This is a genomic window from Blastocatellia bacterium, from assembly GCA_035275065.1.
Taxonomy (GTDB): Bacteria; Acidobacteriota; Blastocatellia; order UBA7656; family UBA7656; genus DATENM01.
In genome coordinates, this window is record DATENM010000035.1 from 71,353 (window position 1) to 91,589 (window position 20,237).

The 20,237-nt window shown below is 61.7% G+C and carries 15 protein-coding genes; 9 read left to right on the forward strand and 6 right to left on the reverse strand.

All coding sequences use genetic code 11. From position 1 onward, the window contains the following. Positions 1–28: 28 nt before the first annotated feature. Positions 29–1,126 carry a YvcK family protein gene (locus tag VJ464_07060; protein HKQ04873.1) on the reverse strand — a complete coding sequence of 366 codons (1,098 nt, stop codon included), beginning with the start codon at positions 1,124–1,126 and terminating at the stop codon, positions 29–31. 26 nt (positions 1,127–1,152) lie between these two features. Further along, a complete protein-coding gene (locus VJ464_07065) occupies positions 1,153–1,782 on the reverse strand; it encodes a tetratricopeptide repeat protein (GenBank protein HKQ04874.1) in 630 nt (209 codons plus the stop codon). A 613-nt stretch (positions 1,783–2,395) separates the two neighbouring features. On the opposite strand from VJ464_07065, the gene VJ464_07070 reads away from it, so the two are divergent. From VJ464_07070 to VJ464_07090, 5 genes are all read left to right on the forward strand, one after another. After that, the gene (locus VJ464_07070) at positions 2,396–3,262 is read left to right on the forward strand and encodes a uroporphyrinogen-III synthase (protein ID HKQ04875.1); all 867 of its coding nucleotides are present in this window, start codon (positions 2,396–2,398) and stop codon (positions 3,260–3,262) included. Positions 3,263–3,339: 77 nt separating this feature from the next. Further along, positions 3,340–4,551, forward strand: a complete 1,212-nt coding sequence (locus VJ464_07075) for a VWA domain-containing protein (GenBank protein ID HKQ04876.1) — start codon at positions 3,340–3,342, stop codon at positions 4,549–4,551. Between the two features lie 270 nt (positions 4,552–4,821). Beyond that, positions 4,822–7,134 (forward strand): DUF6600 domain-containing protein, encoded by a 2,313-nt coding sequence (locus tag VJ464_07080; protein HKQ04877.1) that lies wholly within the window; start codon positions 4,822–4,824, stop codon positions 7,132–7,134. Positions 7,135–7,365: 231 nt separating this feature from the next. Further along, positions 7,366–8,571 (forward strand): VWA domain-containing protein, encoded by a 1,206-nt coding sequence (locus tag VJ464_07085; protein HKQ04878.1) that lies wholly within the window; start codon positions 7,366–7,368, stop codon positions 8,569–8,571. Positions 8,572–8,721: 150 nt separating this feature from the next. Further along, positions 8,722–9,762 carry a CPBP family intramembrane glutamic endopeptidase gene (locus VJ464_07090; protein ID HKQ04879.1) on the forward strand — a complete coding sequence of 347 codons (1,041 nt, stop codon included), beginning with the start codon at positions 8,722–8,724 and terminating at the stop codon, positions 9,760–9,762. Positions 9,763–9,853: 91 nt separating this feature from the next. On the opposite strand, the gene VJ464_07095 is transcribed toward VJ464_07090, so the two are convergent. Both VJ464_07095 and mgtE read right to left on the reverse strand, forming a co-directional pair. After that, on the reverse strand, positions 9,854–10,462 hold the full coding sequence (locus VJ464_07095) for a DUF4870 domain-containing protein (GenBank protein HKQ04880.1): 609 nt from the start codon (positions 10,460–10,462) through the stop codon (positions 9,854–9,856). Positions 10,463–10,527: 65 nt separating this feature from the next. Then, positions 10,528–11,898: a magnesium transporter gene (mgtE, locus tag VJ464_07100; GenBank protein HKQ04881.1), complete on the reverse strand. Its 1,371-nt coding sequence runs from the start codon at positions 11,896–11,898 to the stop codon at positions 10,528–10,530. A gap of 222 nt (positions 11,899–12,120) precedes the next feature. On the opposite strand from mgtE, the gene VJ464_07105 reads away from it, so the two are divergent. From VJ464_07105 to hemG, 4 genes are read left to right on the forward strand one after another with little or no spacing between them, the layout of a single operon-like run. Continuing rightward, positions 12,121–12,684 carry a DNA-3-methyladenine glycosylase gene (locus VJ464_07105; GenBank protein ID HKQ04882.1) on the forward strand — a complete coding sequence of 188 codons (564 nt, stop codon included), beginning with the start codon at positions 12,121–12,123 and terminating at the stop codon, positions 12,682–12,684. 41 nt (positions 12,685–12,725) lie between these two features. Beyond that, complete coding sequence (gene hemE / locus VJ464_07110; GenBank protein HKQ04883.1) at positions 12,726–13,751, forward strand: uroporphyrinogen decarboxylase; 1,026 nt, start codon at positions 12,726–12,728, stop codon at positions 13,749–13,751. Positions 13,752–13,769: 18 nt separating this feature from the next. Beyond that, positions 13,770–14,858, forward strand: coding sequence for a ferrochelatase (hemH, locus tag VJ464_07115; GenBank protein ID HKQ04884.1), 1,089 nt, complete (start codon positions 13,770–13,772; stop codon positions 14,856–14,858). 6 nt (positions 14,859–14,864) lie between these two features. Beyond that, on the forward strand, positions 14,865–16,292 hold the full coding sequence (gene hemG / locus VJ464_07120) for a protoporphyrinogen oxidase (protein ID HKQ04885.1): 1,428 nt from the start codon (positions 14,865–14,867) through the stop codon (positions 16,290–16,292). A gap of 12 nt (positions 16,293–16,304) precedes the next feature. Here hemG and VJ464_07125 read toward each other — a convergent pair whose 3' ends face one another. Together VJ464_07125 and VJ464_07130 are read right to left on the reverse strand one after the other, a co-directional pair. After that, entirely contained in the window at positions 16,305–19,571 is a 3,267-nt protein-coding gene (locus tag VJ464_07125) for a protein kinase (GenBank protein ID HKQ04886.1), read from the reverse strand. Beyond that, on the reverse strand, positions 19,568–20,140 hold the full coding sequence (locus tag VJ464_07130; GenBank protein HKQ04887.1) for a sigma-70 family RNA polymerase sigma factor: 573 nt from the start codon (positions 20,138–20,140) through the stop codon (positions 19,568–19,570). Before VJ464_07130 ends, VJ464_07125 begins: the two co-directional genes overlap by 4 nt. Positions 20,141–20,237 lie beyond the last annotated feature (97 nt).

Consider the following 20,237-nt stretch of genomic DNA (forward strand, 5'->3'; position numbering starts at 1 on the left):
CCGGCGCGTAGCGCCAAGCTATGAAAATCTAAAATCCAAAATCTGAACGGCGCGTGTCGCTGAAGCTGAGCGGCGGCGTCAGGTGGCGCTGATGAATATTCAACACCAGTTGCGCCAGCCTGTGCGAGTCATGGCGCACGACGTCATGTTCGCTGACCAGGTTGCCGCACAGCACAAGGATGCTGCGGGCGTCCGGCGACTGGCCGATGCGCAACTTGACGGGAATCTCGCCGGAGCAGAGCGGCGCGGTCTCAAACTCGACCTGCACGGCGCCGTCGGCGAGATATTTCTCGCGCAGCTCGGCATGGATGGGCGCCGAGTTGACGATCACATAATCGAGCTTCAAGGCGGGGCTGTGCGCCAGCAAAGCGCGCAGGTGGTTTTCGACCGTGAAGCCGTCCGTCTCGCCCGGCTGCGTCATGACATTGCAGATGTACGCCTTCATCGCCGGCGACCGGTTCAGCGCCGCGACGATCTCATCAACCAGCAGGTTCGGAATGATTGAGGTGTAGAGCGAGCCGGGGCCAATCGTAATCAGGTCGGCCTCGGCGATGGCTTCGAGGGTTTCGGGAACCGGGCCGCATGGATGCGATAGACGCAAGCGGCGAATCGGGGCGCGCGCCTCGACAATCTTGCTCTCGCCGAGAATGGTGCGCCCGTCTTCGAACTCGGCCACCAGGGTGACGTCCTCGACGGTTGACGGAAAGATGCGCCCCTTGATGGCCAGCACTTCGCTGCTGACTTTGATGGCTTCAAAAAAATCGCCGGTGACGCCCGTGAGCGCGGCCAGAAAGAGATTTCCGAAGCTGTGGCCGGCGAGGTCGCCGCCCGACTCAAAACGGTATTGAAAGAGCTGCGTCAACAACCGCTCGTCTTCGGCGAGCGCCACCATGCAATTGCGGATGTCGCCGGGCGGCAGGATTTGAAACTCTTCGCGCAGGCGGCCCGAGCTGCCGCCGTCGTCGGTGACGGTCACCACCGCGGTGAGCGTTTCGATCCAGGCCGCGTCGGGCGCGACGGCGAGACAGTCTTCGCCGACGTGCGCCTTTAGACCTGAAAGCAGGCTCGATAGACCGGTGCCGCCGCCGATTGACACAATGCGCAATCCACGATTCGCTTCTCTCACGTGATCCCCTTGACCGCTATCGCGGCTCATTCCTCGTCAAAGTCAAAGCCGAAGCCGGTCAACTGTTGGAACTCTTCGTTGGTGTGGAGGCTGGCAAAGTCCGGGTCGCGCCGAGCGTGGGAGCGATGCACTGAGCGTATCACAATGGCGCGGCGCAAAGCGTCGAGAGATTTGGGCGGCTGGTGCAAACGCGCGTAGGCGGCAGACAGTGAATACCAGATATGGTCGGCGCGCGGCTCGGCCTTCAAGGCTTTTTCAAAGAGCGCCACGGCTTCAGCGAAATTGCCTTTGTTGAGCTGCACGACGCCTTGATCATAAAGCGCATCGGGGTTGCGCGGCACCGCCGGCGTCCGCGCCATGCGCTGATCGCAAATGGCGATGTAGGTGCGCGCCGGTGCGACGATGTCTGCCTGATCGCCGAACCGATCCAGTATGCTATCAAACGCTCCTTTGGCGCCGCTGTAGTCATGGCGGTTGAACAGGCGCAACGCCTGCTCAAAGGCTTTGACCGCAAGCAGCGTCGCGGGCGGCGTCTTTTTCGGTGGCGGCGGCGCCGGTTTGACAGGCTTCACAGGCGCGGCGACTCGGCGAGCAGCCGGGCGCGGCGGCGCTGTTTTAGCCGCGGGCTTTTTGGCCGGCTTCGGCGCAGCTTTCACCACCTTCTTTGGCGGCGACTTCTTGGCGGCGGCGGCTACGGGTTTCTTTGCAGGCGATGCTGGTTTCTTGCTTTTTGCAGGAGCAGCTTTCTTGGCTTTAGGAGCAGCGGTGATCTTGCCGGGACGCTGAGGCTTCTTATCAGCAACCTTCTTAGCCTTCGTAGTACGGACTTTGTGAGACGCGGGCGAGCGGCTTTTGTTGCTTTTAGTAATCAGGCTGCTCATTCTTGTCCTCGTTAGTTGCGAATCAACGAACCCTACGTCAACTTATGCCTGCGTCGGTTGATGAGTCTTTTATATCAAGTAATTATGGGTTAAGTCAAGAAATACCTGGCGTCGCACGCCCGCATTGACAGCCGGCAAAATGGCGCTGAAAGCGGGTTTTGTCCGGGTCTCAGCGATTCATTCCGTGTAACTGTAAGAGCCTTGAAACTTAGCAGGCTATTACCGGCTTGGCAGTGAGGCCAGCCCGCCATTCACCACTCAAAACCTGTTATTTCAACATTTAACCCCGGAAGCGGCGATCTAGATTGCTGATGCTTGACGGCTAACTGTATAATTTGCCTGCATTTAGGTCATTTTGCCCCAGATGTGGCGGGCGAGGCGCAAAAAAATGAGTAACGCAAGCCATTTTTCAGGTCAAGGTAACACGGAAATAAGCCAGCGTCCGCTCGCCGCCAAGAAAGTGATGCTGACGCGCCCGCCGGCGCAGTCCACCGAAATGGCTGTAGGGCTCGAACAACTGGGCGCGACGGTGATTCACTTTCCCACCATAGAAATCGCCGAGCCGAGCAGTTGGCAAGGTCTTGATGACGCAATTGCCCGGCTGGAATCTTATGACTGGCTGATCTTCACCAGCGTCAACGGCGTCGAATTCTTCTTTCGCCGGCTTGCCGAACGACGGCAGGACGGTTTGAGCGTGCTGTCAGGCTCACGAACCTGTGTCGTTGGCCCGGCAACTGCGCGAGCCCTCATTTCAGCCGGCGGGCAGGTCGATCTGACCGCAAGAGATTCAACCGGCGAAGGGGTGCTGGCGGCTCTCATTGACGCGGTCGGCGGCGAGGAAAAGCTCGCCAGCCTCAGATTCCTCTTGCCGCGCGCCCGTGTGGCCCGCGAAGTCTTGCCGGCAGAACTGGCGCGACACGGCGCGCATGTTGATTCGGTCGAAACGTATCAAACCCTGCGCCCGAGTGTTGACCGCGCCAGCCTGATTCGCCTAATCACAGAGAGTCACGTTGATGCCATCGCGTTCACTAGCCCTTCAACCGTCAACAATTTCGCGGCGCTCATCGGCACGGATGATCTTGCCAATCGCCTGAGCGGTATCGTCGTCGCTAGCATCGGCCCGGTGACCTCGGAGGCCTTGCGCGCCCACGGCCTCACGGACATCGTGCAACCCCGACGCTATAACGCCGCCGCACTGGTCCAGGCGCTTACCGAAGCATTGACGCGTGACGAAGGGGTCCGTGGAAGTGTTTAATTTGGCTTCTCTGCGCCGCGCTGCAATAATCATTTGCCGGCGCGTTCATCCATCAAGCTGGTTCAGGTGATCGATTTATGATAAGCAATCCGCGGGGTCGAGCCCGTCTCACATTGTGGCTTTTCCTGGTGGTGGCGATGGTCGCCGCGCCAGCCTACGCGCAGGACCCGCAGAAGACCGACGACCAGACGCCTGTGCGGCTCAACTCGACGCTCGTGCAGGTTCCGGCCATCGTCACCGAGCGCGGCGGCAAGTTTATCACCGACCTTACAAAAGCTGACTTCACCGTTTTTGAAGACGGCAAGCGGCAAGAGGTCGCGCTCTTCACCGCGCTCAAACAACCATTCAACGCCGTGCTTGTCCTCGACACCTCCAACAGCGCTCAGGATCGCTTGCGGGCGATTCAAAACACCGCCGTGACGTTCACCAAAGAACTCGCCGCCGGCGACCGCACGATGGTCATCTCGTTCGACAATGACATCCATGAGCTGACCGAATTCACTCACGACCAGAAAGAGCTTGAATCGGCCATTCGCGGTGTCGAGTCAGGTTTCGGCAAGCTGCTCTATGAAGCGATGGTACGCGCTCTGGACAAGCTCCGCGGCCAGGAAGGCCGCCGCGCCGTCATCCTCTTCAGCGACGGCGTTGACATGAAAAGCATCGAAGCGACTGCCGAGAAGACCATGCAGATGGCCGAAGAGGTCGGCGCGGTGATTTACGTGGTACGCTTTGACACGCGCTGGTTCATCGAGGCCGAAGCTCGCAAGCAAGAAGCCGAGCGCCCCAAAAAGCGATTGCCCTTCGACGTGGATGGGCGCATTCCGCTGCCGCCTGATTTTGGCGGGCCGGACATCACAAGTGATAATCCGGAAATCCCCACGCCGCAGAAGCCCAAGATCGAAATTGATATGGGCGGCATGGGGTCGCCGCGTCGCCAGCCGCCCGTCGTCTACGACCCGGGGTCGCGCGCCCCGATGGGCTTGCCGCAACCCCGCGAAGCCGATCCGATCTCGGATAATCTCGACAAGCTGTATGGTGAGGCCGATCAGTTCATGCTCGCGATCACGGCGCGCACGGGTGGCCGGGTTTACCAGGCCGAGACCTTCGAGAACACTCGCGCCGCCTTTGCCGCCATCGCCGACGAGTTGCACAATCTTTACGTCTTGGGCTACTACCCGACCGCCGCGCGACGGGATAATAAGCTCCATAAGCTCAAAGTCGAAGTCGCCCGCAAGAATGTTCTAGTGCGCGCCCGCACCGGCTATCGCACACAGACCGCCGACAGATAGTAAGCGGCAAGCCATACCGCCCGGCGATTCGCCCGCACGCCTTCTGCCCGTAATCAAACAGGCATTACACTAATTCGTATAGCGCGCGCCGCTCTGGCTAACTTCGGGCAACCGACGCCGCATCTTTTCAATCGTCACTTCTTTTATTTATTGAACAATTTAACCGCGAGTGTGTTAAGCTAGGGCGCATAGCAGCGGGGTGCGGCACAGGCATTGCTCCTGGGCGAATTGCCAAAAGAGTTAAACAGCTTTTCGTTTGAGGGTAATGATATGAAACGCGCTCTCCCCATGCTCCTCACGCTCCTGTCTCTGCTGTTGATCAGCAATTCCAGCTTTGCGCAAACGCCTGACAACACCGACGCCGATGTCGAAGATGAAGCACCCGCCGGGCGTGTGGTGCGCGTCAGCTTCGTCGAAGGCGACGTGTCGTTTCAGCGCGCCGGCACCAGCGAATGGGCCGCGGCGATAGAGAATCTCCCCCTGTTTGCCGGCGATCAAGTCTATGCCGGCAATGGCGCCCGCGTTGAATTGCAGCTCGGGCGCGGCAGCTACATCCGGCTTTCGGAAAACACCGCGCTGACGATTACCGACCTGCGCGACGATGGTGTGCAGTTCGAGATGCCGGCAGGGATGGCGTTCGTTCGCGTCGAGCAATTCGCCTCGGCATTCAAGCGCTTTGAAGTGGACGTGCCGAATGCCGCGCTCTTGCTGCAAGAGGATGGGCTCTATCGGATCAACGTGCGCGGCGATGACAACAGCGAAGTGATCGTACGGCGCGGCGCTGCCGAGGTTTCGACTGATGAAGGGAGTTTCAAGCTCCGCGAAGGCCGCCGCTTGTTGATTGATACGTCGGCCAGCGGGCGGCTCGAAGTCGCTTACGACACGACACAGGACGACTGGGATTTATGGAGCACGACGCGCGACGCAACTATCGGTCAGGGTGTGAGCGGTACGCCCGCTGACGTTACGCAATACGAGACGACCTACAGCGACTTTTACGGCGTGAGCGATCTGTCGTCCTATGGCTCGTGGTATGACGATCCGAGCTATGGCCGCTGCTGGCGACCGCGTGTCACCGCAGGCTGGGCGCCGTACCGCCAGGGCCAGTGGCTCTGGACGCCTTACGCCGGCTGGACGTGGGTGTCGAGCGAGCCCTGGGGATGGGCGCCTTACCACTACGGTCGTTGGGTCTTTGGTCCCGCGTATGGCTGGGCCTGGGTGCCGGGATACGGTAGGTCTGTCAGCCGTAATGACAATTACAGATGGCGAGCCTACTATCGCTGGCGTCCGGCGCTGGTTGGTTTCTTCGACGCGCCCTCGCCGCGCGGCCACTACGTTGGCTGGTATCCGCTAGCGCCCGGCCAGCATTGGCGGCGGCCTGATAGATCGCAACGCGGCGGCGATCACTCGCACCTGCAAAACCCGACGACGCGTGACGACTGGCAGCGTCCCGGTCGCAACACCTTCATTCTGCCGCCGCATCATGAGCGCGGCGTCACCCTGTTGCCGGTCGACGGCTTCACACGCGCCGACCGCGCCAAGGCCCGCCCGGTCGCGCCCGACACCGATCTGAGCAACTGGATCAAACGCGGCGCACGGGCCGGATTGCCTGAGATCAAGCCATCGCCCATCGCCATCGCTCCGGTCTTGCGCGACGGCGAGAGCCATCGCGTCGCGATCCCGGCTAACGAAATCATTCACCGTCCGGTGGTGACGCGCAATCGTCCAAGCGATTCCCAGGCGACGACGAACCCACCACGCGAGCGCCGCTTGATCACTCCGCGCCCGCCCGTGATGTCAAATGACGAGCCGGCACGGCGCGCAAAACGCGAGCGCGGTGACGAATCGCGCCTGAAGCCGCCGGTGGTGGCTCGCCCGGCAGACGGGCAGGAAGACTATCCAGCTCGTCAGAAGCCGAACCGCCAGGAACGCGACGGCGCGCAGCCTCGCATCCTGCCGGCAGACCGTACTGATGGCGACAGTGACCGCGCCGAGCGCAAGGCACGGCGCAAGAATGACGAGGCGGCGCAGCCGGTGAATCAGGACAACTCTGCCGGCGAGGAGACGCGAGCCCGCGAGCGCAAACAGCGCGACGAAGAGCAGGTGCGCCAGCGCAACGAAGAGCGTACCCGGCAACAAAACGAAGACCGCGCTAAACAGCACGAGGAAGAACGCCAGCGCCGCGGCGAAGAAGATCAGAACCGACAACGTGACGAAGAGCGCACACGGCAACGCCATGAAGAGCGCCAGCGGCAGGCGGAAGAAGAACGCAACCGCCAGCGCCAAGAGGAACAACAGCGCCATAATGAAGAAGAGCGCGCTCGGCAACGTGAGCAGGAACAGAACCGCCAGCGTGATGAGGAACGTGCCCGGCAGCGCAATGAAGAACAGAATCGCCAGCGCGACGAAGAACGCAATCGTCAGCGGAACGAAGAACAGAACCGCCATCGCGAAAAGCCGCCTGAGCAAAACACCGCGACGCCGAATCAGACCAAGTCGCCGCGCTCCGATTCTTCGGGCGAATCGCATCATCAGCAGAAGCAGGAGCGCCGCGCCGAACAAGAGCAGCGCAAAAAATCCTGAGCAGTTGCCGGTTGTCAGTCGTCAGTTGCTAGTTAAGGCGACATCAACTGACGACTGACAACCGGCAATTGGCAACGACTCACCGGTGGCATGGACTGGGCAGATGATAGACGAATAAGTTAAAGAGATAACACCCCATCTGCTTCATCCTCTTTCGCTTCGGTCATCTGCCTGGTCGGTGCCACCGGCCGCCTACCCGTTACCGCTCGACCTGCCCAAAGGAGACCGACGATGAACAGAAATCGCTTCGGCGCGTTCTTGCTCCACTCCCTCATCGCCGCCATTGCGGTTGTCGGCTACGCCTCGCAATCGCCAAAGAATGGGCGGCCTCAACCTGAAACGCCGCGGCCCGCGCCGGCTGATACGGGGGCCGCACAGACGAATACGCATCATCCGACGACTCAGCAGTCGGGTGATCTGCCGTTTGACCGCCCGCCGCTTGAGCGCCCCGCCCTGCGTCGCGACCTGCCCCCGAAAGAAGCGGCGACGACGGCCCCCGACAAGGCGGACTCTGTCAAGCTGGCGGTAGACCTCATCGTCCTCGATGCACAGGTGCTGCAACAGAAAACAGGCCGCATCGCCGGCGACATGAAGAAGGAATCGTTCACCCTCACAGAAGACGGCGTGAAACAGACGATCACTCACTTTAGCCAGGATACCTTGCCGCTCTCTGTGATCTTGCTGATTGATCGCGGCGGCTGCATGGACCCGTTCAGTGACCGGGTTCACGAAGCGACGATGGCCGCCTTGAACCGGCTGCGCCCGCAGGATGAAGTCGCGCTGATGGCCTTTCACAACACGGTTGATCTGGTCGCCGGCTTCACGCGTGACCGGCGGCGCATCGAAAGCGCGCTGCACCGCATTCCGCCGCACGACGAGCAGGCGAGCCACTGTTTCAACCGCGCCTTTGACGAGGCGGCAAATTACATGAATCACGCCGGCAATCCTGATGGCCGCCGCGTCATCATCGTGCTGACCGGCATCACCACTGACTTTGATTGTCCTGGGCCGAGCGGCGACGAAGTGCGCCGCGCGGTGCTGGAAAGCGGCGCGGTCGTCTGCGGCATCATCCCGAAGACCGCCGAGCAGCGGCTCGAAAGCGGCATCATGCGCACGGTCACGGGCATCGGCGGCGTTTTCAAGGCGAAAGCGTCGAACCTCAACCGGCTGGCCGAAGAGACCGGCGGCGAAGTCCTCAGCGACAAGCCCGAGATGCTCAACCATGTCTTTAATGACCTGATCGATCATCTGCGCACTCGCTATGTCATCGGCTTTGTGTCTTCGAATACAAAGCGCGACGGCAGCTTTCGCAAGATCAAGCTGGATGTGGCGCAGCCTTCGACAAAGCCCGAAGACCGGCTGGTCGTCCGCACGCGGCGCGGCTACATCGCGGCAAAGGCGCGGCCTATTAATGCCGAGAAGCCGCCCGCACACTAACGCTCCTTGCGGAGCCTTTCACGGTTTTCAGTTTTCCTCTGAAGCAACTCACTACCCTCCATTCGTTCGCCGCGCAAGCAGCACTCGCGCGGCGATTTCTTTTGCGGTGATTGCTTGACACTGACAGAGGTGATTCATAGAGTCGCTGGTATGACCAATGACCCGGACGGCCCGCCAAAGAGCCTGAGCGATTCGCTCGCCGCCGTCTTCATCAACCGGGAAAAAGAATTGCGCTCGGGCTGGCGCGTGCTCCTGTTCTTCCTGGCGTTCGTGATGGCTATTATCTTCATCCGGGGCGTCGGCGACACGCTCGCCCGACTGATCCCGTCGCTGCGCTTTCTCGTGACGGACTCACTCTCCGAAACATCGTCGGATCGCTGGCGTCTGCTGGTGATGCTCATCGGGGCGCTGGAAACGCTCGCCGCCGCTTTCATCGCCTCTTTCGTCTGTGCCCGCTGGCTGGAGCGTCGGACGCTGCGGTCAGTCGGCTTCAAGCTGCATCGCGGCTGGGCGAAAGATTTTGTCCTCGGCTCACTGATCGGCGCGGCGTCGCTCGCCTTCGCTGTCGGACTGATTGCGGCGGCGGGTGCGGCGCATTTCGCTATTCAACTCACCGATAAGGCGGCGTTGATATTCGGCTTCGGCTACTTGCTGGTTTTCTTTTTGATCGCCGGGGCGGTTGAAGAACTGATCTTTCGCGGCTTCGTCTTTCAGGCGTTATTGCACAACCTCGGCGCTTTTCCGGCGCTTGGCATCACCGCCATACTGTTCGGCCTGGCGCACATCGATAACAACAACGTTTCGCCGTTCGCCATCTTCAACACGGTGCTCGCAGGCGTCTGGTTAGGCGTCGCCTATTTGCAGACGCGGAGCCTATGGCTGGCAACGGCGCTGCACTATTCGTGGAACTTCGTGATGGTTTTTGTCTTCGGGCTGAATGTCAGCGGCATCCCGGCGTTTGAAAAGCTGGCGTGGCTGCACGGCGAGGCGAAACCGCCCTGGTGGATTTCGGGCGGCGATTATGGGCCGGAAGGCGGCGCGGCGGCGACCCTGGCTCTCCTGCTTTCGACGCTGGTGATCTGGAAGAGCGGCTGGTTTCGCGCGACGGCAGATATGCTCGCCGCCATCACGCACGGCAAGCCGGAACGCTCGCTGTCGATCATTGCCGATGATGAGACTTCGCGCGCCTGACGCGGGCCGACAGCGACGGCGATTGGGGCGGACGGCAAACCGCCCACCCCAATCGCCAGGCAAGCTTCAAACTCAAGCGAAGCGATGCGAATTACGCATTCTTCTCGGCGATGTCGCCGATCAACGGCAGCTTCCACCACTGGCCCTGGTTGGCTTTGACCATGCCGATGATGTGAATGACCAGGAAGCCGAGGCCGACGAGCATACCGATAATTCCCAAGATGCCGCCGCTGGCGAAGTAAACCATCCCGTTGTCAGTCGCAACCGCTGCGCTGCGCGTGGCGACGCTGGCGATGTTGAGGATCACCTGAATGATGAAGTTGACGCCGAACAGCAACAACCCTTGCAGCGCATGAAAGCGCACAAAGCGATTCTCTTTCGGCTCCGTCGCCATCCAGATGATGCTGAAGATCAGGTTGGCGCAGCAGAGGCAGGTCGGCAGATAGCACAACAGTGCAGCCGTGTTGTAGGCCATGCCGAAGGTCTTGGTCTTGTTGCCGCCATTCGGCGGCGGGTAATTGCCGCCCGGCGGCGGATAGCCCCCGCCTCCTCCCTGATAGCCTCCGCCCGGTGGCGGGTAGCCGCCTCCCGGTGGCGGATAGCCTCCCCCACCCGGCGGCGGCGGATAGCCTCCGCCCGGCGGCGGCGGCGGGTAACCCCCTCCACCCGGCGGGTTCCCATACGGCGGTTGATTGCTCATAAAGGTTCCTCCTTCATCAAACGTGAATTAGTAACTGCGGCTACAACCGAACGACAGCCGCGGCGTTACAGCTTGAAAGCTTTGAAGAGCAGCGCCGCGATGCCGAGGTAGAAAAAGAACGTGACGATGTCCGTGAACGTCACGACGAAGACCGATGACGCCAGCGCCGGGTCGAGCTTGAATCGCTTGAGCAACACCGGGATCATCGTGCCGAGCATGCCGGCAAACAACAAACTCAGGACCATCGTCAGCCCCAGAACGCCGCCCAGTCCGGGCGTAAACCACAGCGCCACGATGAGCATGACGACGACGCCGATGACCAGGCCGTTGGTCAGCCCGACCAGCGATTCTTTCAAAGTAACGCGCCAGCGCGTCTCCCAGCTGACCTCGCCCAGGCCGATGCCGCGCACCACGACCGTCATGGTCTGGGTCGCGGCGTTGCTGCCCATGGTCGCGACCACTGGAATCAGGATGGCCAGCAACAACGCGAACTGCGGGTCGCTTGCGGGCAGCAGCCAGCGCACAATCGCTACCGCGATCAACGCGCCGCCCAAAGACAGCAGCAGCCACGGCAGCCGCCGCCGCACAGAGTTCATGGCCGAGCCGATGGCGCGGTCGTCGGCTTCGACGCCGGCCAGCGCATAGATGTCTTCGGTCGCCTCTTCGCGCATCACGTCAATGATATCGTCCACCGTGATGATGCCGGCGAGCTTGTTCTCCGGGTCCACGACCGGCACGGCCAGCAGGTTATAAGTGGCCACCAATCGCGCGACCTCTTCCTGGTCGGTGTCGGTCGTCACTTTGATGACGTCGCCGATCATGATCTTGCGCAGCGGCGTTGACGGCGAGTTCAACAGCAACTGCCGCAGGCTGACGACGCCGAGCAGGTGGTTGCGCGAATCAACCACGTAAATGTAAAAGGCCATCTCGAACTCTTCGCTGCGCTTTTGCAGTGCCGTGATGGCTTCTGAAATCGTCAGCTCTTCATCGAGGGCGAAGTAGTCGGGCGTCATGATGCGCCCGGCAGTCTCATCGGCAAAACCGAGCAGCTCGTTGACGACCGTCGAGTGCTCGGCCTTCATGGTTTCGAGCAGCTCGTCGCGCAACGCTTCGGGCATCTCGGCGACCAGCAGCGCGGCGTCGTCCGAGGGCAACTCTTGCAGCAATCGCGTCACATCGCCGCGGTTGAGCGCGGCAAGCAATCCGACCGCACTCTGTGTCTCCATCTCCGAAACCGCCTCGGCGGCCTGCGTCAGGTCGCTGCCGACCAGGACGCTAAAGATCGCCTCGCGCTCGGATTGCGGAAGCTGCGTGAGGATTTGCGCGATGTCAACGGGCCGCAACTTGGTCAGCAGGTTCACGGCATTCGACATCGCGCCGCGCCGCGCCAGCCGAATGACAGAGTCCAAGATCAGCTTGAGCCGTTGTTCCTGCATGAGAATCGTCCCTGCGCCTGCACATATCTTTTGTTGCTGATTCCCTAAGTCGCCCGATGTAAAGCCAAACCTTTATAGCACAGCCGGCAGCGGCGGAAAAAGCGAAATTGCAAAAAGCAGATTCTCCCTTGCCCTTCGTCGCGAGGTTTTGCTCGACTTCGCGTCGTGGCCGCCAAAAATCAATGACAAAGGGCAAAGGACAAGCGACAATAGGGAGTCTTTATGGCTGATCTCGACCACGAATTCTTCGCCCGCGACACCGTGACCGTGGCGCGCGATTTGATCGGCGCAACGCTTGTTGCGGGCGGTTGCGCCGGGCGCATCGTCGAAACCGAAGCCTACACCACGGACGCCGCTTCGCACGCCGTAACCCGCAGCCGCCAGGCGGCGATCATGCGCGAAAGCTTCGGTCACATCTACGTCTACCTGATTTATGGAATGTATTACTGCTTGAACATCACGACCGAACGCGCGGGCGTCGGCGCGGTCTTGATTCGCGCCGTCGAACCGACGCTCGGCATCGAGTTGATGAGCGAGCGGCGCGGCACGACCAATCTCCGGCAATTGGCCAGCGGGCCGGGCCGCCTCTGTGCGGCGTTCGGCATAGACTTGACGATGAACGGCAAACCGCTGGGCCGCGACATTCGCGTTCTGGCACGCGAGGCTGAGCCGATGATTTCAGCGAGCCCGCGCATTGGCATCACCCGCGCAACCGAGCTGGACTGGCGCTTTTACGAGACCGGCAGCCCGTTCGTCAGCCGGTTGCCTTCAAAGCCGCGTGCTTGAGCGCCCACGGCACGGCGGTTAGAATGGAACTTGCTTTCAATATGAAAAATGATCTCTTGATTCGAGCCGCAAAGGGCGAGCGCACCGAGCGCACACCTGTCTGGATGATGCGCCAGGCGGGCCGCTACCTGCCCGAATACCGCGCCATCCGCAAGGACATAGACTTCCTGACCCTCTGCAAGACGGTCGAGCTTGCCGTCGAAGTGTCGCTGCAACCTTACCGCATCCTCGGTGTTGATGCGGTGATTATGTTCAGCGACATTCTCATCCCCGTCGAAGCGATGGGCCAGGAAGTGCAGCTCACCGAAAAGAAAGGTCCTGAGCTGCCCGACCCCATTCGCACACGCGAGCAGGTGGATAAGCTGATCGTCCCCGACCCCACAGAGAAGACCGGCTTTGTAATCGAGATCATCAAAACCTTGCGCCGCGAGCTTGATGGCGCGGTGCCGCTGATCGGTTTCGCCGGCGCACCCTGGACGCTGGCGGCTTATATGATCGAGGGCGGCGGCTCGAAGAATTACGCAGAGGTCAAGCGCATGATGTTCGCCGAGCCGAAGACCCTTCATGCGTTGTTAGACAAGATCGCCGACACGGTGATCCTTTATCTCAACGCCCAGATCGAAGCCGGGGCGCAGGTCGTCCAGTTGTTCGACTCGTGGGCCGGCGAGCTGTCGCCGCGCGATTACGAAACGTTCGCCCTGCCCTACGAGCAGAAGATTTTCGAAGCCATCAACCGCGCCGCCGCGCCGGCCATCATGTACATCAACGGCAGCGGCATCTTCCTCGAACAGATGGCGCGCTGCGGCGCAGATGTCTTGAGCCTGGACTGGCGCGTCAATCTGCAAGACGCTCGCGCCCGCGTCGGCGACGGGTTCACGCTGCAAGGCAACCTCGACCCGTGCGTGCTGCTTTCGACCCCGGAGATTATTACGGAAAAGGCACAGGCGCTGTTGAAGGAAGGCGGCGGCCACCGCCACATCCTCAACCTCGGACATGGCATCCTGCCGATGACGCCGGTTGAAAACGCGCAGGCATTCATCAACGCCGCCAAGCGGCCGCGCGCCTGAAGCCGAGCCCGCATTCGTATGACCAGCCAACCCCACTCGCAGGAACGCATCGGCGTGCTGTTGTTCAACCTCGGCGGGCCGGACACGCTCGACGACGTGCGCCCGTTTCTCTTCAATCTGTTTGCCGACCCGGACATCATCCGCCTGCCGTGGCGCTTTATGCAGAAGCCGCTGGCGTGGATGATCTCGACGCAGCGTTACAAGAAATCGCGCGGCTACTATGAGAAGATCGGCGGCGGCTCGCCCTTGCGCCGCATCACCGACGAGCAGGCGCGGGCGCTTGAGACGGCGCTCAAGAGCCGCGGCATCGATGCCCGCGCTTATGTCGCCATGCGCTACTGGAAGCCGTTCACCGAAGAGGCGCTCGAACAGATTCTGCGCGATGAGATCAGCCATCTCGTCGTGCTGCCGCTCTACCCACAATTTTCGATCTCGACGACCGGCTCAAGCCTCAACCGCATGAACGAGCTGATCAAAGAGCGCCGCTATCGCCTGCCGCGCACCTCTGTGGTCTGTAGCTACGAAGGTGACGAAGGCTACATTTCCGCGCTCGCCGCGTCGGTTGCTGAAAAGCTCGCTGAATTCCCCAATCCCGATCAAACGCACATTCTCTTTAGCGCCCACAGTGTCCCTGTGAGCTACATCAAGCAGGGCGACCCTTACCTCGAACAGACCGAGCGCACCGTCGAGATGGTGATGCAGCGGCTCGGCAAGCAGCGCCCCTTCACGCTCTCATTTCAGAGCAAGGTCGGGCCGGTCGAATGGCTGGGGCCGGCGACCGACGCGACGCTGCGCCGCCTCGCGAGTGAAGGCATTGGGCAATTGCTGATGGTGCCGGTGAGCTTCGTCTCTGAGCATAGCGAGACGCTTTACGAGATGGACTTGCTTTACGGCGAGCTTGCCGATGAGGTCGGCATCAAGGATTACCGGCGCGTGCCGACGATGAATTGCCGCGCGGATTTCATTGACGCGCTCGCCCGCCTGGTCGAGCGCGCGCTTGCGCCCGGTGCGGCGTCAGCCGCAAGGATCAACTGTCGCTACTGCCCGGCGGCGGCGAGTGGGGCCACAGCGAATCAACTCTGCGCTTGCGACCGGGCGAGCCTTTAGTCAGCGATGAGCAACGATCACAAACAAGTCGTCGTCATCGGCGCGGGCATCAGCGGGCTGGTCTGCGCTTATCGTTTAAAGTCGCTCGGCGGTGACGTACTGCTCATCGAAACTTCAGACCGCGTCGGCGGTGTCATGCAGACCGAGGTCGTCAACGGCTACTTGATCGAGCGCGGCCCGAACAGCTCGCAGGGCACTGAGGAGTTGATGGCGCTGATTGAAGAGCTTGGCCTGATGGGCCAACTGGCCGAAGGCGACCCGAAAGCGCCGGCCTATGTTTATGTCAAAGGCCGGCTTCACGCGGTGCCGGCGGGCGCCGGCGCATTCATCAAGAGCAAGCTGTTGAGCGCCACAGGCAAGCTGCGCGTCTTCGCCGAGCCGTTCATCGGCAGGCGCAGGGCCGGCGAAGAAGAGAGCGTTTTTTCCTTCGCGCGCCGACGGATCGGGCGTGAAGCGGCAGAGCGCATGGTCGCGCCGTTCGTGTCGGGCATCTATGCGGGCGACGCCGAAAAGATCAGCGTGCAGGCCGCCTTCCCGCGACTGTGGAACCTTGAAACGAGCTATGGTGGCTTGATTCGCGGCAGCATTGCCAAGGCGCGCGAAGCCCGCCGCGCCAGGAAAGCCGTCAGCGCCGTGCTTGATAAAGCCGCGCCGACGCGCCGGCGGCTCATCTCTTTTAAGGGCGGTATGACGGTCTTGCCTCGTCGGCTTGCGGCGAGAATCGGCGAAGACTTGATGACCGGAATTGCCGATTGCGGCTTGCGGGTTGCGGATTCAGGCCGTGCGGTTCAGGTTACATTCAATCAGAATGGCGCGCGGCGTCAGGTGACCGCCGATCAGGTCATCATCGCCACCCCGGCAAAGGCCGCAGGCTCACTGGTCGCGCCGCTCTCGACTGAGCTGGCCCAGTTGCTTGAAGGCATCTACTACCCGCCGCTGGCGATTGTCTATCTGGCGTATGACGTTGCGAGTGTGGCGACGCCGCTCGACGGCTTCGGTTTTCTGGTGGCGCCGAGCGAGGGGCTGAACATCCTCGGCTGCGTGTGGAATTCGAGCCTGTTTGCGGATCGCGCGCCGCGGGGCAAGGCGTTGCTGACGGTCTTCGTCGGCGGGGCGCGTAACCCCGATGCGGCGCGGCTGCCCGACGCCGAGCTAAGCGCCACGGCGCACGGCGAATTGCAAAAGGCGCTCGGCATCACCGCAGAGCCCACCGTCGTCGGCGTCACGCGCTGGGAACGCGCTATCCCGCAATACAACATCGGCCACCGCGACCGCGTCGCCCGCATCGAAGCCTTGCTCGACCAGACGTCCGGCTTGCGACTGATCGGCAATTACCTGCACGGCGTTTCGACCGGCGACGTAATCAAAGAAGCCGACCGCGTTGCCCGCGAAGTCCACGAATCACTCGCGGCGACACGCCCGCCTGCGCAATGAATTGAGAAGAGTTCAGTTGCGAATCACAGCGCCCATCGTTTCATCCAACCAGTTATTGAGGGCCGGGTACATGATCTGCGGCGGCGGGATGTGACCGCCATCAAAAAGGATGCGGCGCTTCGGCTCGCCGAGCAGTTGGAACAGCGGCTCGCCCTGTGTCGTCAATGGGTCGGCCTCGTCGTAGCGGCCTTGCACCAGGAGCTTTGGCGCTCGGATGTGCCCGACATAGTTAATGGGATTGATCTCCGGCAGCAATTGCAAATAGTCTTTGCGAATGCCCGTGCCGTTATAAGCCACCGCTCGGTAGCGGGGTTCAATCGCCGGCAGAAGGAGCTTCAGCACGCCGCCGCTCGGGCCGAACATAGCGATCCGGCTGGCATCGATGTCTTGCCGCGTTTCAAGGTAATCCAATCCACGCCGCAGCTCGATCAGATCGGTCAACACCCGGTCGCGATATTCGGCGGGATCATTCTGAGCCGCCGCCGCACCCGCGGGCCGGTCGCGCCCGATGAAGCCTTTCAGCACCACGGCAAACAATGCCCGCCCTGCCCCGACCAGCGACGCGAAGTTAATCTCCATCGAATCGGTCAGCGTGCGGGCGCGCGACGTGACATCCGCCGCCGGTAGCAGGTGGATGACCTGCAAGGGGCGATGAAAATTTTTCGGCAAGTAGAGGTAAGCCATTGCGCGCTCGCCGCCGACGCCGTTGAAGGTGATCTTCTCGCGCTGCCACGTCTCGGTCTCTGTCACCTCGACGACCTGTGCATCAAGCGGCGTCCGCTCATACCCGTAGAGCTTCATCCACCCCTTCACCGTGGCGTCACTTGCCGGCGTGTAGCGCGGCACTTCCGCCGCGATGTCAATGCGCATGGCGCTCTGATCTTCCGCCGAATCGGTCGCGCTCATCGCGCAGCGGAAGCCGATTTTGTTTGAGCTGTAGAATGCCGGATAGGTGCCATAATAGCCGAACAGATAGGTCGGGTCTTCCCATGAGCCGCCAGCGATAAAGTACCCTTGCGAGGTTTCGTTCAGGCACCACTCGGAGACGTTGCCGGCCATGTTGTAGCAGCCGAAAGGGCTCATGCCGAACTCGAAGCTGTTGACCGGCACAGTGCCTTCACGCTTGAAATTGGCGCGCAGGTCAATGCCCTTCTCCATCAATCCCCACGGCATGGTATCGCCGACAAAATTCGTAACGCCATCACGCGCCGCCTTCTCCCATTGAAACAGCGTCGGCAGCCGCTTACCTCTGAACTCGGCATAAGCCGCCGCCTCGTAAAAAGTGACGCCCGTGACGGGATGCTGCGCCTGGCCTTCGGCAAACGTCTGGTTGGCCCATTCGCGCGGGCCGGGCAACCCCGTGCGGTCGTGCAGCTCGCGCATCGCGTCTTCCCACGTCAGCGTTTTGCCATCCTTGACGAAAGGATATTTCCAATACTCCCTCTTCTGATAGCCGCCGGCGTTGACGAACTCTTTGAACTCCTGGTTGCTGACCTCGAAGCGGTCAATGAAGAAGTCGCCGAGGCGGACGCGGGCGTCGGTCGGTCGCCGCCACGCGACGATGCGGTAGTCGCCGCTCGGCACATAGGCCATGCGGTCGGGGACGCGACCGGCTTCGATCAATCGAGCTTCGATGCGAAGCGGCGGCGGGATGATGACTCCCGTACCTTCGTCCCACAGCGCGCCAGAGATCGTTCGCTCAAGGCTGGCGAAGCCCGGCTTCTCAATCGTCAGCAGATAATCGCCGCGCGCGATTTGCAGGTCGCGAATCGGCGTCGTGCCGACCGGCTGACGCGTCGTGCTGCCGTCGGGTGAAAAGCGCTTGAGGTAGACCTGCGCCCCCGCCGGCTCGCTGTTGACCGACAGCGTGTTGCCGATTGTCGGCATCAGCCGCGCCAGGGTCGGCTCATCGCTCAGGTAGCGGCGCACCTGCACCGCCAGATCATAGGCTTCAAAGAATCTGCCGGCCCGCGCCATCTCTTCGACGCGCGCCACCTGCGCCGCGGCCCACTGGCGATTGCGGTAATGGATGTAACCCCACAGAGCAAGCGCGACCGCCGCGATGGCAACCACCGCCAGCCAGAAGCGAGCGGCCAGCCGCGGGGTAGCCGAAGCGGCGCGTAGGCCACGCTTGAGGCGAGCCAGGAAGGTTTGCCGGCGCGGCGGCACATAAGGAATGACGATCCCGTCGGGCACGTCGCTGCCCTGGCTCTGAAGCCCTGCTTGCAAGGCGAACTGGCGCAGGTCGGCCATCATCTGCCGCATGGACGAGTAGCGGTCTTCGGCACGCTTTTCAAGCGCCCGGTCAATAATGGCGGCAAGCAGCAGCGGGATTTCGCGATTCAGCTCCAGCACCGGCGGGTGCGGCTGATTGATGATGGCGTTCAAGGTTTCGGGCTGTGATTTTTCTTTGAACGGCACCCGGCCCGTCGCCATCTCATATAGCACGACGCCAAACGAGAAGAGGTCGCTGCGATGATCGACGCGCTCGCCGCGCGCCTGTTCAGGCGACATATAAGCCGGCGTGCCCATGACCGCGCCGGTCTGCGTCAGCTCGTTTGCCGCATCACCCGCTTCAGCCACCAGCTTGGCCAGGCCGAAGTCGAGCACCTTGGCCTGACCGCGCGGCGTGACGATAATGTTCGACGATTTAACGTCGCGGTGGATGATGCCTTGCTCGTGCGCCGCCGACAGCGCGTCGGCAACTTGCAGGGCGAGCGACAGCAGCGAATCGAGCGTCAGCGGGCGGCCCGCGATCACCTGCTTGAGCGATTGCCCCTCGACAAACTGCATGGCGATGAAGGGCTGCCCGGCGGCGTCGCCGATCTCATGAACCGTGCAGATGTTCGGGTGGTCGAGCGCCGACGCCAGTTGCGCCTCGCGCACAAAGCGGGCGCGCAACTGCGGGTTGGCGACCAGCGTGATGTCCAACAATTTGAGCGCCACCTTGCGCCGCAGCCGCGTGTCTTCGGCCAGATAGACGCGGCCCATGCCGCCCTGGCCGAGCGCCGAAAGGATGCGGTAATGCGGCAGTGTCGCGTTGATGACGGTGGTGCTGGCCGACTCGGCGACTTCACGGGCGGCGACTTCGAGGGCCGGCGAATCGAGAAAGCCGCTCGCCTGGTCATGCGAAGAGAGCAGCGAATTGACTTCGCTGCGCAATTGGGGGTCGCCGGCGCAGGCTTGCTGGAGGTAGTCGGCGCGCGCCGCGGCGGGGATTTCGAGCGCCGCGTAATAGATGGCTTCGATCTGCTGCCAGCGTTCGGCGTTCGTCATCATGATTGCTTCCTCAACTCGCGATAAAGCCATGCCTGTGCCAGGCTCCATTCGCGCTTGACGGTGGCCGGCGAAATCTTCAGCACCTCGGCGGTCTCTTCGATGCTCAGGCCGCCGAAGAAGCGCAACTCGACGATCTTGCTCTTGCGTTCGTCAAAAGCCGCCAGACTGGTCAGCGCGTCGTCGAGCGCCACAAAATCCGCGGCGCGTTCACTGGAGATAACCGCGGCCTGGTCGAGCGAGACTTCGACCGCCTCGCCGCCGCGCTTGTGCGAACGGCGGCGGCGCGCGTAATCGACCAGAATGTGGCGCATCAACTGCGCCGAAACGCCGAAGAAATGCGCGCGGTTCTGCCAGGCGACGTTCTGCCAGTCAATCAATCGCATATACGCCTCGTTGACCAGCGCCGTCGCTTGCAGCGTATGGCCGGGCGATTCGCGCGACAGGTATCGGCGCGCCAGCCTGTGCAATTCGGCATGCACGAGCGGCGTCAACTGGGCGAGCGCCGACTGGTCGCCATTGCCCCAGGCCCTGAGTAGCTGGGTAATCTCTTTGGGCGAAAGCGATGTCACAGGCTTTGCCTTCCTCGCGAATGACTCACCGCTGGCGCAGATTATCACAACTGGCGATTTGAGATAAAGACCTCAAAAAGAATCTTGCCGGCGCGTG

Coding starts and splice junctions, on each gene's coding strand:
- VJ464_07075 (HKQ04876.1), top strand. CDS start 3,340: ATGATAAGCAATCCGCGGGGTCGAGCCCGTCTCACATTGTGGCTTTTC.
- VJ464_07095 (HKQ04880.1), bottom strand. CDS start 10,462: ATGAGCAATCAACCGCCGTATGGGAACCCGCCGGGTGGAGGGGGTTAC.
- VJ464_07085 (HKQ04878.1), top strand. CDS start 7,366: ATGAACAGAAATCGCTTCGGCGCGTTCTTGCTCCACTCCCTCATCGCC.
- mgtE (HKQ04881.1), bottom strand. CDS start 11,898: ATGCAGGAACAACGGCTCAAGCTGATCTTGGACTCTGTCATTCGGCTG.
- VJ464_07105 (HKQ04882.1), top strand. CDS start 12,121: ATGGCTGATCTCGACCACGAATTCTTCGCCCGCGACACCGTGACCGTG.
- hemG (HKQ04885.1), top strand. CDS start 14,865: ATGAGCAACGATCACAAACAAGTCGTCGTCATCGGCGCGGGCATCAGC.
- hemH (HKQ04884.1), top strand. CDS start 13,770: ATGACCAGCCAACCCCACTCGCAGGAACGCATCGGCGTGCTGTTGTTC.
- VJ464_07125 (HKQ04886.1), bottom strand. CDS start 19,571: ATGATGACGAACGCCGAACGCTGGCAGCAGATCGAAGCCATCTATTAC.
- VJ464_07090 (HKQ04879.1), top strand. CDS start 8,722: ATGACCAATGACCCGGACGGCCCGCCAAAGAGCCTGAGCGATTCGCTC.
- hemE (HKQ04883.1), top strand. CDS start 12,726: ATGAAAAATGATCTCTTGATTCGAGCCGCAAAGGGCGAGCGCACCGAG.
- VJ464_07070 (HKQ04875.1), top strand. CDS start 2,396: ATGAGTAACGCAAGCCATTTTTCAGGTCAAGGTAACACGGAAATAAGC.
- VJ464_07080 (HKQ04877.1), top strand. CDS start 4,822: ATGAAACGCGCTCTCCCCATGCTCCTCACGCTCCTGTCTCTGCTGTTG.